Here is a 15,497-nt window from a genome sequence, read left to right as displayed (position 1 = left end):
GAGCATATATAATGAATACAATAACTAAAATGACTCATTTGCTATTCGCTGTGAGTTTAACGTTACTTTTTGGCTGTGGTGGTTCAGGTAGTAGCGATGTAAAAGCAGGGCAAACTCTTTTAACTTGTGATGTACCACAAGTACCTAACACTGAAGGGACGCAATGCGTTGATCCCGAGCCTATCTCTTGCGACGCACCGTTATTTCCAGATGCGAACAATGAAAGCTGTATCAATGGCTACAACCCGGATTTACCTGATCCTGTTGTTTTTGCTGGAGAGAACGAAGCTGTTTTATTTTATAAACGTGATGAAAATGAAGGGTATGAAGGCTACCGTTTACACTCATGGAATACTGACGGTTGCGATGCTTACGCGCCGCCGTTTGATGCCACAGATTGGGGCAATGGTCACGAATACGACGGTGTTGATCCAAATTATGGTGCTTATTGGGTTGTAGCACTCAAAGAAGGTTATACCGAATGTGCCAATTTTATAATACATATTGGCACAGAAGGCACCGGCAAAGCCCATGGTGATGTGGATTTAACTATGCCACTGATGCAAGACGACGAGCGTTTTGTGCGTATGAACTTTACCTTTGATGGAGAGCCGTCTGTATTTGAGTTCCCAGTTGCAAGCCTTGGCGAACGCCCCGTTGCAATTGACGGTGCATCAGCACACTGGATTGATTTAAATACGGTATTGTATAAGCCAAGTAATGAGCTTACGCAAATTATCAAGTTACACTCATCTGCAACCGCTGAGCTAGGGGTTGATTTAGATACAGGTTTAAATGGTGAAACCATTGAGCTAACAGCAACACAGCTAAGCGATGAACAAGCTGCAAAAGTACCACACTTAACGGATTGGACTGCATATCAAGGTAATTGGGATGCTGACACTGCAAAGCAACTTATAAAGCAACAGCTTGCTGTTGCAGGCTACGATGCGGACGGCAAGTTACTTGAAGCAAGCTTTGTACAATCCGCTAAAGTACTCGATGCACTTTACACCCAAGGTGAGAACGATGCGAACGAGGCAATGTTGGGTGTGCATTATAACAACAATGCAATTGATGTTTCAGTATGGGCACCAACTGCTAGTAACATGATGATTAATGTATTTGACGCTGATAAAGCACAAGTGCATAGCACCGCCATGACGTTAGACAACAATACTGGTATTTGGTCAGCCAGCTTAGACAGCCAATACGACCGTCATTATTATCGCTTTGCGTTTGATGTTTATCACCCAACTACTAAAGCAATCGAAAGCCTATGGAGTACAGACCCTTACTCATTAAACGTATCAAGCAATGGCCTGTATTCGCAGTTGATAGATTTAAATGATGATGACACCAAACCAGAGGGCTGGGATGATCGCATTGTACCAACGGTGACTAACCCAGAAGATGCAATAATTTACGAAGGTCATGTGCGTGATTTTAGTGTGCGTGATACGTCAGTAAGTGAAACTAATCGTGGTAAGTACCTCGCGTTTACGGAACTTGAAAGCGTGCCAATGCAGCACCTTAAACAATTAGCTGATAAAGGTTTAACGCATTTTCACTTATTACCTGTTACTGACATCGGCACTATTGAAGAAGATACAGAGCAACGTGTTGAAATCACCGATACCTTAGGTAAATTATGTGATCGTATAAACGATGAAGCCGATGCCTGTAAAATCGAAGATAAAAGCAGCACGATAGCCGACATTATGCAAAGTTATCTGCCGGGCTCTGATGATGCACAAGCACTTGCCAGCGCGATGCGTGATTTAGACGGTTTTAACTGGGGTTATGACCCACACCACTTTATAGCTCCAGAGGGCTCGTATGCATCTAGCAGCGATGGCATTGCTCGTGTAAAAGAGACGCGCGCCATGGTGCAGTCACTGCAAGAAGTCGGTCTTCGTGTGGTTCTTGATGTGGTATACAACCACACAACGTCATCAGGCATTTGGGAAAAATCTGTTTTTGATAAATTGGTTCCTGGTTATTACCACAGATACAATGAAGTATCAGGTACGATAGAGCGCTCAACATGTTGTGAAAACACCGCTACAGAACATGTAATGATGGACAAGTTTGTTACAGATTCAATGGTTATTCTTGCTCGCGACTTTGGTTATGACAGTTTCCGTTTTGATGTGATGGGCCACATGCCTAAATCATCAATTTTAGCAGCGCGCGAAGCTGTGCAAGCAGTTGACCCAGATAACTACTTTTACGGTGAAGGTTGGGATTTTGGTGAAGTAGCCAACAATCGTTTATTCACTCAAGCTAAGCAAGCTGATATGGCAGGCTCAGAGGTTGGCACATTCAATGATCGTATTCGTGAAGCTGTGCGCGGTGGGGCATTGTTTAGTAATAATCCGACCGATGGTAATTTAGCTGACCAAGATACCTTACGTTTATCGCTGGCGGGTAACTTACAAAACTACATATTAAAAGACTTTAAGGGTAACTCAGCAAAAGGTAATAGCTTTAGCTGGAACACCCAGCCTACTGCTTATGCGTTAGACCCAGCAGATAGCATTAACTACGTATCAAAGCATGACAACGAAACACTTTGGGATCAGCTGCAATATAAGCACGCATCAAGCATGAGTATAGAGCAGCGTGTACGTGCCCATAATATGGCATTATCGATTCCGTTGGTGAGTCAAGGTATCCCGTTTATGCAATTGGGTGCTGATTTACTTCGCTCAAAATCAATGGACCGCGATAGCTACAATGCGGGTGATTGGTTCAATGCGGTAGATTTAACGAAAGAAAATAACAATTGGAATATTGGTTTACCTAATGCAGAAAAGAACGAAGAGAAGTGGTCTGAAATAATGCCTATTTCTGCTAACGCTGATGCACAAGCAATGCCACAAGATATTGCTTATGCAGGCGATGTGTTCCAAGAGTTCTTAGCTATTCGTAGTGCAAGCCCTTTATTTAGATTAACCACCGAACAAGATGTGATTGACCGTGTGGGCTTTCATAATGTAGGTAAAAACCAGCAACATGGCCTGATAGTAATGAGTATCGATGATGGCCAGGGCTTTGAGGACATAGACTCCCAGTTTGATGCACTCGTAGTCGTCATTAATGCAACAGAGCAAACGCTTTTACATACCGTACCTACGGCAGCAGGGTTTGAAATACACCCAACACTTAAAAATAGTGTTGATAGTGCAATGTCAGAGGCTAGTTTTACCGCTAGTGAAATGGACGGAACCTTTAGCGTTCCAGCTTATACCATCGCGGTATTTGTGAAGCCTCAGGGAGATACACAAGGTGTAGGGTTAAGTGCTAATGCAACCGTTGGCGCACCGGATGTTGTTCCTTTTGGTAGTACTGCCGTTTATGTTCGTGGCACCCTTAATGACTGGGGGACAGCAGATAACTTTGAGTATGTGGGCAGCGGCGAGTACCGTGTTGCTATTACACTTACTGCGGGTGATTATGAGTTTAAGATAGCATCTGAAGACTGGTCTACTGTTGATTTTGGGGCTTTGTCAGATGAAGATAAAGACGTTATTGAAAACCAAAATGAATCATTAATACGCAGTGGTTCAAATATGACCTTTACAGCGGCCAATGATGCAACCTATGTGTTCTCGTTTGATGCTAGTGATAAAGAAAACCCGACACTCAAAGTGTATAACGAAGAACCGTTTGTTGGCATGCCTGTTTACGTACGAGGTAGTTTAAATGAATGGGGAACCAGTGATGAGCTAATGTATCAAGGTAAAGGTATTTATACTTTTACTAAAACACTCAGCGCAGGTAGTTATGAGTTTAAAATTGCATCTGAGGATTGGGAGTCAGTGGATTTTGGTTCAGGTGAGTCAGATACTCTTGTAACAGTCGCCAAAGCGAAATTGTTAGCGGTTAAAGGTGAAAACATGATGATGGATATTGCCAGTGATGGTGATTACCAATTTGTTTTTGATGCGAGCGATTTAAACGAGCCAACCTTGAGTATATTCGATGCGAAAATGTTTTCTGATATACAGGTGTTTTTACGAGGTAGCTTAAATGGCTGGGGTACAGATAACCCGCTTATGTACCAAGGCAATGCGATGTATAGCACAACACTCGACTTAGCTGTAGGCGATTATGAATTTAAAATAGCCTCGGAAGATTGGAGCACTGTTGATTATGGTGGTGTGGGTGAGTCACCTACGGTAATAGTGGGTGAACAAAGCTCACTGGAAGCGGTAGGGGCAAACATTAAGCTATCTATTTCAGAGCAAGGGAATTACACCTTTAGTGTGATTGGACCTGACCGTAATAACGTTAAGCTGATTGTTAGTAAAAACTAACCACTCTTAATAATATACTGAAAAGCCGAGCAGTCTTAGTGTGCTCGGCGTTTTTTATAGTTGCATTCAGTCGCAATATTACCTAGGTTAATAGAATAAATATCAAGGAGGTTATGAATGTCTGAATTAGCCCTGAAAACCGCAAGTTTTAATCCTAAAGTGAAATCTTACTGGATCACGTTAGGAGTCATTACCTGCTTAGTGTGTTTGGTTGGTATCCCATTAATTCCAATTGTAGCCTTAATAATTTGGATCGTTTCAGGGCGTATGCTCAAAGCAATGTCAGCAGTGCTACTGGAGCGTAAGCTGGTGGTAAAGCGTGGTGTATTTTTCAAAGAAGAAAAGTCCATCCCGCTTGAAAAAATAACCGATGTAGGATTAAGCCAAGGGCCATTGATGCGTTTATTTGGTTTATATCGATTAAGTTTTGAAACTGCTGGTCAGTCGGGGCACGGTGCATTAGTGTCGTTACTGGGAGTTGAAAATGCCAGTGAATTTCGCGAGGCTATATTAACGCAAAAAGACAATCTAGCCGAAACAAAGCCAAGCACAGTTAAAACGGATGAGCCACAAAGCCAAGTCGAATTACTTCGCGCACTTACTTACAGCGTAAAAAACATCGAGCAAATGATGGTTACGCTACTGGATGAGAAGAAATAACAAGCACATCTCTCATGTATAAAGCATTTTTAATCAAATCAACCCAGTGATCGTGTGGTCGCCGGGCTGTTTTGAGCTTTCACCTAGAACCTTTTCCCTAGCCCCTAGGTACTTACTTGAGCCTTTACCCTTGAATTACTGGCTGACCAGCAATCATGTGTAGTTCTTTACTGCGCTCAGTTTGCATAGCGTAAGACGCGGTTTTTATGCTGCTTACGTAGTTCCATTTGGCTTCGGCTTGCTCTGGTGTAAAGGTAACGGTTAAGTAACCACGATCTACCAGGTTGTTATACATCAAGTCATTAACTAGTAATGGGATCACTTGCTCCATTTTCGCGGTTGCTTCTTGCCCTTGGGTGTTCAGCGCTAAGTACTCTTCAAGACCTGGCGAAGACACCGATGAGGTGGCAAATTCAACACCGGCATTTTGTGATGCAGCAATTGGGTTGCTGGCATCAGTGGTTAATTGGCCTGCCCACGCATTATGAGTGTCGCCGGCTAACACAACTAAATTCTTTTGTGCCGCTATAGCAGTACCAAGCAGAACTTCACGTTCGTAGGCATAGCCGTCCCATGCATCTAAATTGTAAGGAGCTGTGGTATCAACGCGGGCACGCTCAGCATCAGTGACTGTTGGATCACCGGCTAGAATGCGGCCCTTAATTTGTGCTAGCTCTGTAAATAATGCCGATGCTTGAGCTAACAGAGTTTCAGTATCAGCGCCGTTAGCTTGGCTTACTTGTAGGCTAACTAAAAGTTGCAGTACTTCAAACGGTAGATGCATCTTGGTCATTAGCACTTGCTGGCCAAGCACTTGCCATTTTGAGCTTGAAGTTGTTATACCATCGGTGAGCCAGGTTAGCTGTTCATTACCAAGTAGTGCACGTGTTGGCGAACTAATAGCAGCGACAAAATCACCTTGCCCCTGCGCACTAGTTAAATCAAAGTCCCCGTAGCTTAGTTGCTCATCGCGAGCGAGTACTCGAGTATCCAGCATATACAGCGAGACTAAATCACCAAATTCAAAACGACGGTAAATACGCTCTTTATCAGCTACATTACGGATTGGCATCCACTCAAAGTAGGCCTGTAGAGCATGTAATTTACGCTCGCTAAACTCGCCTTCGCCATTATTATGGTTTTCTGCGCCTTCACGCCAAGTATCATTAGTAACCTCATGGTCGTCCCATACGGTTATAAACGCGCAATTGCTATGGGCAGCTTGTAGGTTACTATCGGTACGATAATGGGCATAACGTTTACGATAGTCAGCTAGGCTGATAATTTCGTCACTATTGTCTTCAGGTAGGAGGCGACCAAGTAAAGCAGCGTCTTCACTGGCATAGCCACCATTACCGTATTCATAAATATAGTCACCGAGGTGAAGTACAGCATCAAGGTCAGTTTGTTTGGCTATTTCACCATACACATGGAAAAAGCCAGCAGGGTAGTTAGCGCACGACACGACTGCAAATTTTACTTTATCAACGCTACCCGTTGGTAATGTTTTACCTGAGCCCGTAGGTGATGCTTTACCGTTTGAAATAAAGCGATAGTAGTAAGTGGTATTGGCATCTAAGCCTTGTAAGTCAACTTTTAGAGTAAAGTCGCTGGCGGTTGTTACTTCGGTTTCACCGTCATGAACTATATTATTAAAGTTACTGTCGGTTGCTGCTTGCCATTGCACTTTTATGCTGGTGGTTGCTGCGTCAACGGGTGTTACACGAGTCCATAAAATTAGGCTATCACTAAGTGGGTCGCCACTGGCTACACCGTGATCAAAGCTAACCTCAATAATTTCATCATCATCGTTATCTAAAGTACAACCTGTGATGCCTAATGATAAAACGGCAGCGCCAAAACCCGCTGCCGATGCCTTTAAAAAACTTCTCCGTGTAAACGTCATTGCTCTGTACCGTTAAAAGTAAAACTATGAGCTTATCCGACCAGTGTGACTTTTATATTAAGTTGCTATGCTATTTGTATTAAAGCAGCTAGCTTGACGTTAGGTACAAACTAGGGTAAAAATTCAGGAATAAAAAGTTAATAATACCTTCTTAAGGCTTCAGCTATTTTGTTTACATTAAAACAAAAAGTTTTCTTAGTAATTACACTACTTATTGCTAGTTTTGATTTTATCTATATAAGAATGAATATCGACTTAGCTCAACAGACACTTCACGAATCCCTTGTAAAAGACAGTAATGTATTACGCTCAAGTTATGAGTTACTCATGGCTAAAGAGCAAGAAAATATGCAAGCGATGGCTACTTTTATAGCGAGTGACCCTGCTGTGACAGCCATTTTCTCTCAAGCAAAAGATTATGCTGAAAAAGGCGGGGAGGAAGCTTTAAAGGAATCTGCCAAACTGCGCCAGCAATTGTATGAAAAAGTTTCTCCTGCATGGAAAGTAGTTCAGAATAAGTTTGCTGCTCGTCAGTTACACTTTTTATTTGGTCCTGGGGCCAAAAGTTATCTTAGGGTTCATCGACCAGAAAAATTTGGCGATAATATGGATGATGTTCGCCATACTATCGTTGATGTTAATACGTATAAAAAAGCTGTATCTGGTTTTGAAACCGGTAGGGTGTATTCAGGTATTAGAGGTGTAGTTCCTGTTTTTTACACTGGAGTCAGTGCTGTTGAAAAAAAGTATATCGGCGCTCTCGAAGTGGGTTCTTCATTTAATTCTTTAGTATCAGCACTCGATGAACAATTAAATATTGGAGTTGCAGTATTTTTATCGAGGAAGCATATTGAAAGCATCATGTGGCAGGACGCAATAGAGCAACGATTTAAAAATATTTTAATTAATTGCGATTGCTATCTAGAAGCAACATCCAGAGGTGATATTGATAAAATAATAAAATCTGAAGACAAAAAAATTGATTTTTCTGGCTCAGGTATAGAACGTATTCAGGTTGATGGGGAAAACCTGATGTTAGCTTTCTTCCCATTGAAAGATTATATAGGAAAAAAACATCCCGAGAGAGAAGCTATTGGTGCTGTTATTTTTTGGCGTAACATTGATAAACAGGTCGAATCTTTAAATGAAACAATAAAGTACAATATTTTATTAGGGATATTTGGCTTTTTATTCATTGAGGTTTTAATTTATTTTGCGATTCGTTTTGCGGTAAATTCATTAGAAAAAGAAGTGAAAGTACAAGCAAGTAATTTGATTCTTTCTAACTGGGAGATCAACCTTTCTAATAATATAATTGAAAAATTAAGAGAGGGGGTTCTTGTTACAGATGAAAACAAAAAAATTATTCGAGTGAATCAGGCTGCTATTGATATAACTGGGTATACAGAGCAAGAGCTCATCGGAAGTAGTCCTAAAGTACTTTTTTCTAATAATCACAATGGAACTTTTTTTAGCCAGTTATGGGATAGTATACAAACAACGGGTGAGTGGGTAGGAGAGATTTGGAATAAGAAAAAAAATAATGAATTACTCGTTGAAGCCGCCACAGTAATGGTGGTTAAAGATGAGCGAGGAAAAACGCGTAATTATCTGGCTGTGTTTTCTGATGTCACCGATAAAGTTAAACACCAACGTTACTTAGAAGAAGCTGCATTTACGGATTCATTAACTAAGCTCCCCAATCGAATAGTATTACAACAACGTTTTGAACAAGCATTAAAATTGGCTAAGCAAGAGAGGCAGCCTATTTATTGTGTCTTTATAGACCTCGATAAATTTAAACCAATCAATGATACTTTTGGGCATGATGCAGGGGATTTTGTACTAACGACTTTATCAGAGCGTATGTCTAAGACAATCGGAGCAGAAGATACATTAGCTCGAATTGGTGGGGATGAATTTGTTGCTGTTATTAATAACCTGAATTCCAAACAGGAATGCATTGAGTTATTACAAAAGTTGGTACAAGTTATAAAGACACCTATGTACTACAATAAGCAAAAATTGACTTTATCTGCGAGCTTTGGGATTAGTATTTGGGATTCTTCAGGTATCAATTTAACAGTTGATGAGTTATTGCAGCAAGCAGATGAAGCCATGTATCAAGCCAAAAACTCTATGACAAGTGACTATATATTTTATGGTGAAAACACTCAAAGCTAACCTAAGTTTCAGGTTAGCTTATTTATAGTCAAAATACCTGACAAACTTCCCCTGCATTACAAGTAATCACAGTGACATTCTCATAACCAACTCGAGTCAGGGCTTCTGCACTTAATGTGGCCCGTGCGCTACTGGCGCAATGTAAGTAAATTGGCCGAGCTGGATCTTTTTCGATTTCCATGAGCTTCATTTCAAGTAAACCTCTAGGGATATTAATTGCCCCTGTTGCAGATTTTGCAGCATGTTCAGCAGGCTCACGTACATCAATTAGTAGGCCTTTATTCTCGGCAATTTCTAGCTTAGCTTGTGCGGCGTCGATACGACGTTGATTTGGTGCAATAATTTTTAGTAAGTCAGGGATTGATGTAAGCATATTATTCCTCGAAACCAAGTTTTTTTAATACAGTGATCATAGGGCACCATTTGCTAAATGCCGATTGAATTAAGTTTAGGGCAATAAATACAGTAAACCAAATCCACTGTGGATCATGAAAGTATTGTAGTAATAATGAAATACCAATCATTACTCCTGCAATAAGACGAAGTGCATCATTTAGTTTCATAGTGAACCTTATTTATTGTGTTTGTTACTTTTAATATATTCGATAAATAAACATTAGTAAATTCTAATATTAGACTTTTCTAATATATGCTTTTATACTTAGCGTGTAATTTGAATATAAGGCTGTATTTATGAGCATTAACTTCGCTGCTATGGCTACTAATGTTGAGCGCGCTGAGCAATTATTGAAAATTCTTGCTAATAAAAACCGTTTAATGATTTTGTGCTCTTTACAGGAGCGTGAAATGAGTGTGTCTGAATTAAATGAATCGATACCTCTTGCGCAGTCTGCTTTGTCGCAACACTTAGCTGCATTACGCAAAGCAAATATTGTAAATACCCGTAGAGATGGGCAAACAATTTTTTACCGAGTGATCGATGAAAATGCGCAAGCTATGCTGGCGACATTATATGGTTTGTTTTGTAAGGACTGAGCTTAATGAGTGGACTTGATAGTGCAGTAAAAAATAGCCTAAATGGTCGTATTCCGATCATTATTTTTGTAATGGCTGTTTTGCTAGGCATGATGGCTTTAAAGCAAACTCCTCGAGAAGAAGAACCTCAAATTGTCGTTCCCATGCTTGATATTTATGTCTCAGCCCCTAATGTTGAAGCGCCGGAAGTTGCAAGGCTAGTTACTCAACCTTTAGAGAAGCTGTTAGCGCAATTGCGCGGTGTTGAGCATATTTATTCGACGACCCAATCTAATGGCTCTGTGGTTACATTACGGTTTGAGGTTGGTCACGACCGAGAGCAAGCCATACTCGATACATACGCTAAGCTTTATAGTTATCAACATACCATGGCATCGGTTATTAGCTCGTGGCAAGTTCGTCCTGTCGAAGTTAATGATGTACCCATAGTGATGTTAGGTTTATTCAGTAAAGATCCTAAGTTATATAGCGATTTTGAACTAACACGATTTGCTAATGAAATTGCCAATAGCTTACAGCGCATAGAAAATACTAGTGAAGTGAAAGTAATTGCAGGGCGTGAGAGAACGCTAACAGTTAATTTAGATGCCACTGCATTAGCAGCCCATCAAACAACACTAAGTGATGTATATTACGCGTTAAGTGTATCCAATCAATTATCGCAAGTAGGTAGTGTCGTCAACGCGAAGCAGCAAATAACACTGCAAGCCGGTGATCTATTACGCGCAAAAACTGATATAGAGCAGCTTGTTGTTAATGTAATTAATGGCAAAAACATCTATTTAAAAGATGTTGCTAACGTACTTGATGGCCCGGGTGAACCGCAAAATTACCAATGGCTAGCGCAGAGTAATATAGCACAAGAGCTGCCACTCGTGACATTGAGCGTAGCTAAGCAAGCGGGCACCAACGCTGTTGCGGTTGCTAATGATGTCCACGCCATGATGGCTGAATTAAAAGAAAGCTTTTTACCCTCGCAAATAGACTACACCATACTGAGAGATTACGGCCAAACCGCTAACGAAAAAGTAAATAACTTAACATCCAGCCTCGTATTTGCGGTGTTTACTGTGGTTATATTTGTCGGGGTGTTTTTAGGTTGGCGACCAGCCATCGTTGTCGGCCTTGCTGTGCCTATTTGTTATGGTATTACTTTAAGTCTTGATTTTGCCTTTGGTTATACGATTAATCGCGTCACGCTTTTTGCGCTTATTTTATCATTAGGTTTGCTGGTGGATGACCCTATTACGGGCATTGATAACATTAGTCGCTTCTTACAGAAAAAAGGCAATAAAAAGCAACAGATAGTCGCCGCAATGAGTGAAATACGTGGCGCACTTTTAATGTCTACATTAACCATTATGGTGGCTTTTATTCCTTTGGCTTATATAACCGGCATGATGGGCCCCTATATGGCACCAATGGCGTTTAATGTGCCAGTTAGTGTTATGGTTTCAACTATAGTCGCGTTTTTTGTTACTCCTTGGCTTGCTATGAAATTATTAAAAGAGCCTGTGGCTGAGCATGCAACTTTAGCGGATGACAAAGCTGGTATTTATGCGCGATTACTTACTCCACTTTTGGCCTCTAAAGGCAGAGCTAAATTAATTTTATGGATAACACTTGGCCTATTTATTATTAGCGCAATGCTACCTGTTATGCGCCTTGTACCTTTGAAGTTATTACCTTTTGATAATAAAAATGAGCTACAAATATTAATAGATATGCCAGAAGGCACTAACTTAGAGCAAACAGCACTCATTGCTCGTAAAGTGCAAACAATTACATGGCAGCTTAGCGAAGTCAGTGAAATTGCTGCTTATATAGGTCAACCCTCTAGCATGGACTTTAATGGCATGGTGCGCGGGTATTATCGCCGCGAAGCGCCGAATTTAGCCGAGCTCAGAGTGCTTTTATTAGATAAAACCGAGCGAGATCATCAATCACACGCAGTGGTTATGCGATTGCGTAAAAAGCTAGAGTCGATAGCAGATAACGGCATTATCATAAAGGTGGTTGAAGTTCCCCCTGGGCCGCCAGTGTTTAGCACACTCGTTGCAGAAGTTTATCGTGATGCATTTGTTGATACCGAGACTTTTCATCAAGCGGCATACAATGTTGCCAAACGATTAAAGCAAGAACCTTATGTCGTCGAAGTTGATACCAGTATCGCGGTAGCAGCACCATTACAGCGTTTTATTGCAGACAAAGATAAAGCGGCACTGTCGGCGGTTTCAACTGAGGATATTGCAAGCTCATTAGCTATTGCTTCAGCAGGCAAAAATGTGGGGGTGATGTATGTAAGCGGTGAAACTAAGCCCGTTGATATCAAGCTGCAGCTACCATATCAGCAACGTAACCAGCTTGCCCAATTACTGGCAATTCAAGTGCGCGGCGATCGAGAACTCACAAAAACGACAGATGACTTTGGCTTATCCAGTGCTCCAAGGCCGCTTGTCGCTTTGTCTGAATTAGGTGAATTTAAATACTTAGAAGTAGCCAAACCGATTATGCGTAAAGATCAGCGCGATGTGGTTTACGTTATGGCTGAATTAAATGGTCGTACACCTGCCGAAATTATTGCTGACGTGAATGCTGATTTAAATGTCAAAAGTGATGAGTTTACGCAAACCAATTGGCTTAATCGACACTTCTTCAATAATGGTGGCACGGCTGCGTGGCATCTACCACAAGGCACTCACGTGACCTTTAGCGGTGAGGGGGAATGGCGCATTACCATCGATGTGTTTAGAGATATGGGCATTGCATTTGCGTTTGCGCTCAGTGCTATTTTTATTATTTTACGTATTCAGACTCAATCGGCTAGTTTATCACTGATTATTATGTCAGCCATCCCACTTACAGTTATTGGTATTATGCCTGGCTTTTGGCTGCTGAATCAGTTTGGTGAGCGTACCATTGCAGGCGCGCCAGAACCTGTATTATTCACAGCTACAGCGATGATCGGCATGATTGCATTAGCGGGAATTGTGGTGCGCAACTCGTTAATTTTAGTTGAGTTTATAAATCAAGCGCGTGGACAAGGTATGGTAATTAAAGATGCGTTAATTGCCGCAGGAACCACCCGTATGCGCCCTGTATTATTAACCGCTGGGACTACTCTATTAGGTAATTTGGTGATTACTTTAGATCCTGTATTTAGCGGTCTCGCTATTGCCATCATTTTTGGTATTGTTGCCTCCACATTGTTTTCATTATTTGTGGTTCCGTTAGTTTATTATTTAGTGTTTGCAAACACTCAAACAACCGAGGACGAAGTTCATGCAAGGTAAATCAAAACTATTTGGTTCAATCATTGCGTTGTTAGTGATTATTTTAGCAGTGCTGTTTATGGCAGGTAGCTTTTCCGATAAGCAAGCGCCGGGTAATAAGCCGGTGTCAATTTCTACATACAAGGGTAAGATCGTCGCAGTTGAATTAACGACTATAAAGCGCAATGAGTTAGTGCCGGGCACTGTGATTGCAAAGCAAAATACACAAATATCATCTCGGGTTATGGCGCAAGTTGAACGCTTTAACGTACGCGCAGGCGATAAGGTGGCAAAAGATGATGTACTTATCACGCTTCAACAAGATGATTTTAAAGCGCAATTGGCACAAAGTGATGCACAAATTAAAGCAATACAAGCCTCTCTAACTCAAGCTGAAAAACAACTTAAACGAGTAAAGGATCTATATTTACAAGGCTTGGTATCAGTTAGTGACTATGATGATGCTAAAGCTAAGTTTGATAACTCAACCGCCAATTTAGCCGTAGCCCAGCAGCAGCAAACTCAAGCACAAGTTGCATTGAATTATACCCAGATCAAAGCGCCAATCTCAGGTGTTGTGGTTGAAAGGCTGGTTGAACCGGGCGATATAGCTTCACCGGGCGCTCCTTTACTTGCTTTATATAATCCTCAGCAACTACAACTTGAGTTTAACGTGCGAGAGCGCCAAGCGATAAAATTAAAGTTGGGGGATGCACTCGAAGTTAAATTGCCCTCGTTAAACCTAACAGCAAATGCGACTGTTACAGAGATTGTACCTGTTGCTGACAGTGCAGCCCGTAGTATGCTTATTCGTTTAGAACTGTCGTCTCAAACAGGTTTAACGCCAGGGTTGTATGCACAACTACAGTTACCATTAAAAGCAGAAGCTGGAGTTTTAATTTCACCAGATTGGGTGTATCAATTTGGTCAGTTAAACATGGTGTATGTTATTAATAATGACTTGATTGAACGGCGCTTTATTCGTTTAGGGGAAGTACTTAATACTAAGCAACATGTTGTCGCAGGGCTTAACCCTGGCGACAAGCTCGCTGTTGATTATAAACCTGAAAACATTAAATAAAGGTCGCTATTTCATCCAGTGACTTTTTCACAAGGGCATGCTCAGGTACGGTTGCCTCATCACTAGGGTAACCGGCAATTAACAGCATATAAGGGCGTTCGTTGTCTTTATCTCGGCCGCAGATATCAGTTAAAAAGCTCATAGGCTTTGGTGTATGGGTAAGTGTTGCAAGGCCAGCTCTGTGCAGTGCTTGAATTAAAAAACCTGTTGCCAGTCCTACTGACTCATGCACGTAATAGTTAGTATTTTTATCATCAGTACTTAACCCACCTTTCTTTTGGCTAAATACCGCAATTAACCAAGGTGCATGCTCTAAATAAGGTTTGCTGGCATCAGTACCTAGCGGCTTTAATGCATCAAGCCATTCTTCGCCTGCACGGCCTTCATAAAAAGAGCGTTCTAGCTTTTCAGCTGCCTCACGAATTTGCTTTTTCACGTCATGAGAATGAATCGCTACAAAATGCCAAGGTTGGTGATTTGCACCACTTGGTGCAGTACCCGCAGCTTTAATGCAAGTTTCAATGATCTCTTTTGGCACAGGGCGGTCACTAAAACTACGAATACTATGGCGACGTTGGCATGTAGTTAAAAACTCTTGGGCACGCTCTAGCATTTGATCATGAGGGTATTCGGTAAAGTCGGTGAGTGGTTGATTATCATGTTGTTGCATGGCTTTTCGCTTCTAATTAGAGTGAGTGATTATTTTTATACCTAGTCGCAAGATTAGGTGCAAGTAATATCTACTTCACTGCTTTTCTTTTTTACGTTCATTTGCTTGTTTATTGAACGTTGCGTTCACAAAATGTTCAGCTATATTTGCTTATAGTAACGCTCTAGATAGATAGAGAGAGCATGAACATTCAAGCAACTAATCAGGTTACTCAGTACCAGTTAAGCACTACTCTAAATGCTAGCAGTAAGTTACTTACGCCTATTTAGAAAAAGATAAGATAGAACAGACTAATGAGATTGCCGACATTATGCTCGATTCAATTAATCAAAATGATGAGCAAGGTAATTTATTGCAATATTAGTATTCAGAATTTAAGTCACCTCTCCTAAAGAGTGAAACCAAG

At 41.1% G+C, this 15,497-nt stretch carries 10 protein-coding genes; 6 read left to right on the top strand and 4 right to left on the bottom strand.

Annotation, left to right across the window (positions count from 1 at the left end; all coding sequences use genetic code 11):
• Positions 1 to 11 precede the first annotated feature (11 nt).
• The gene (locus tag B5G52_RS10090) at positions 12 to 4,322 is read left to right on the top strand and encodes an alpha-1,6-glucosidase domain-containing protein (protein ID WP_087532633.1); all 4,311 of its coding nucleotides are present in this window, start codon (positions 12 to 14) and stop codon (positions 4,320 to 4,322) included.
• A 117-nt stretch (positions 4,323 to 4,439) separates the two neighbouring features.
• Complete coding sequence (locus tag B5G52_RS10085) at positions 4,440 to 4,982, top strand: PH domain-containing protein (RefSeq protein ID WP_087532526.1); 543 nt, start codon at positions 4,440 to 4,442, stop codon at positions 4,980 to 4,982.
• Positions 4,983 to 5,106: 124 nt separating this feature from the next.
• On the opposite strand, the gene B5G52_RS10080 is transcribed toward B5G52_RS10085, so the two are convergent.
• Positions 5,107 to 6,888 (bottom strand): alkaline phosphatase, encoded by a 1,782-nt coding sequence (locus B5G52_RS10080; protein WP_087532525.1) that lies wholly within the window; start codon positions 6,886 to 6,888, stop codon positions 5,107 to 5,109.
• A 168-nt stretch (positions 6,889 to 7,056) separates the two neighbouring features.
• On the opposite strand from B5G52_RS10080, the gene B5G52_RS10075 reads away from it, so the two are divergent.
• Positions 7,057 to 9,072 (top strand): diguanylate cyclase, encoded by a 2,016-nt coding sequence (locus B5G52_RS10075; RefSeq protein WP_087532524.1) that lies wholly within the window; start codon positions 7,057 to 7,059, stop codon positions 9,070 to 9,072.
• A gap of 28 nt (positions 9,073 to 9,100) precedes the next feature.
• Here B5G52_RS10075 and B5G52_RS10070 read toward each other — a convergent pair whose 3' ends face one another.
• Positions 9,101 to 9,445, bottom strand: a complete 345-nt coding sequence (locus B5G52_RS10070; RefSeq protein ID WP_087532523.1) for a rhodanese-like domain-containing protein — start codon at positions 9,443 to 9,445, stop codon at positions 9,101 to 9,103.
• A 1-nt stretch (position 9,446) separates the two neighbouring features.
• Positions 9,447 to 9,635, bottom strand: a complete 189-nt coding sequence (locus B5G52_RS10065; RefSeq protein ID WP_087532522.1) for a DUF2892 domain-containing protein — start codon at positions 9,633 to 9,635, stop codon at positions 9,447 to 9,449.
• Between the two features lie 130 nt (positions 9,636 to 9,765).
• Here B5G52_RS10065 and B5G52_RS10060 point away from each other — a divergent pair, with 130 nt between their 5' ends.
• From B5G52_RS10060 to B5G52_RS10050, 3 genes are read left to right on the top strand one after another with little or no spacing between them, the layout of a single operon-like run.
• Positions 9,766 to 10,068, top strand: coding sequence for a metalloregulator ArsR/SmtB family transcription factor (locus B5G52_RS10060; RefSeq protein ID WP_087532521.1), 303 nt, complete (start codon positions 9,766 to 9,768; stop codon positions 10,066 to 10,068).
• A gap of 5 nt (positions 10,069 to 10,073) precedes the next feature.
• Positions 10,074 to 13,361: an efflux RND transporter permease subunit gene (locus tag B5G52_RS10055; RefSeq protein WP_087532520.1), complete on the top strand. Its 3,288-nt coding sequence runs from the start codon at positions 10,074 to 10,076 to the stop codon at positions 13,359 to 13,361.
• Positions 13,351 to 14,421, top strand: coding sequence for an efflux RND transporter periplasmic adaptor subunit (locus B5G52_RS10050; protein WP_087532519.1), 1,071 nt, complete (start codon positions 13,351 to 13,353; stop codon positions 14,419 to 14,421). Before B5G52_RS10055 ends, B5G52_RS10050 begins: the two co-directional genes overlap by 11 nt.
• Here the strand turns inward: B5G52_RS10050 and B5G52_RS10045 are convergent.
• Positions 14,414 to 15,091: a nitroreductase family protein gene (locus tag B5G52_RS10045; protein WP_087532518.1), complete on the bottom strand. Its 678-nt coding sequence runs from the start codon at positions 15,089 to 15,091 to the stop codon at positions 14,414 to 14,416. The two genes, B5G52_RS10050 and B5G52_RS10045, sit on opposite strands and share 8 nt — an antisense overlap.
• Positions 15,092 to 15,497: the final 406 nt, after the last annotated feature.

Source organism: Pseudoalteromonas sp. A601 (assembly GCF_002165575.1).
Classification (GTDB): domain Bacteria; phylum Pseudomonadota; class Gammaproteobacteria; order Enterobacterales; family Alteromonadaceae; genus Pseudoalteromonas.
Note: the sequence above shows the minus strand (reverse complement) of the source record. Positions and strands in the feature narration are given on the sequence as shown.

Coding starts and splice junctions, on each gene's coding strand:
- B5G52_RS10090 (WP_087532633.1), top strand. CDS start 12: ATGAATACAATAACTAAAATGACTCATTTGCTATTCGCTGTGAGTTTA.
- B5G52_RS10085 (WP_087532526.1), top strand. CDS start 4,440: ATGTCTGAATTAGCCCTGAAAACCGCAAGTTTTAATCCTAAAGTGAAA.
- B5G52_RS10080 (WP_087532525.1), bottom strand. CDS start 6,888: ATGACGTTTACACGGAGAAGTTTTTTAAAGGCATCGGCAGCGGGTTTT.
- B5G52_RS10070 (WP_087532523.1), bottom strand. CDS start 9,445: ATGCTTACATCAATCCCTGACTTACTAAAAATTATTGCACCAAATCAA.
- B5G52_RS10065 (WP_087532522.1), bottom strand. CDS start 9,635: ATGAAACTAAATGATGCACTTCGTCTTATTGCAGGAGTAATGATTGGT.
- B5G52_RS10060 (WP_087532521.1), top strand. CDS start 9,766: ATGAGCATTAACTTCGCTGCTATGGCTACTAATGTTGAGCGCGCTGAG.
- B5G52_RS10055 (WP_087532520.1), top strand. CDS start 10,074: ATGAGTGGACTTGATAGTGCAGTAAAAAATAGCCTAAATGGTCGTATT.
- B5G52_RS10050 (WP_087532519.1), top strand. CDS start 13,351: ATGCAAGGTAAATCAAAACTATTTGGTTCAATCATTGCGTTGTTAGTG.
- B5G52_RS10045 (WP_087532518.1), bottom strand. CDS start 15,091: ATGCAACAACATGATAATCAACCACTCACCGACTTTACCGAATACCCT.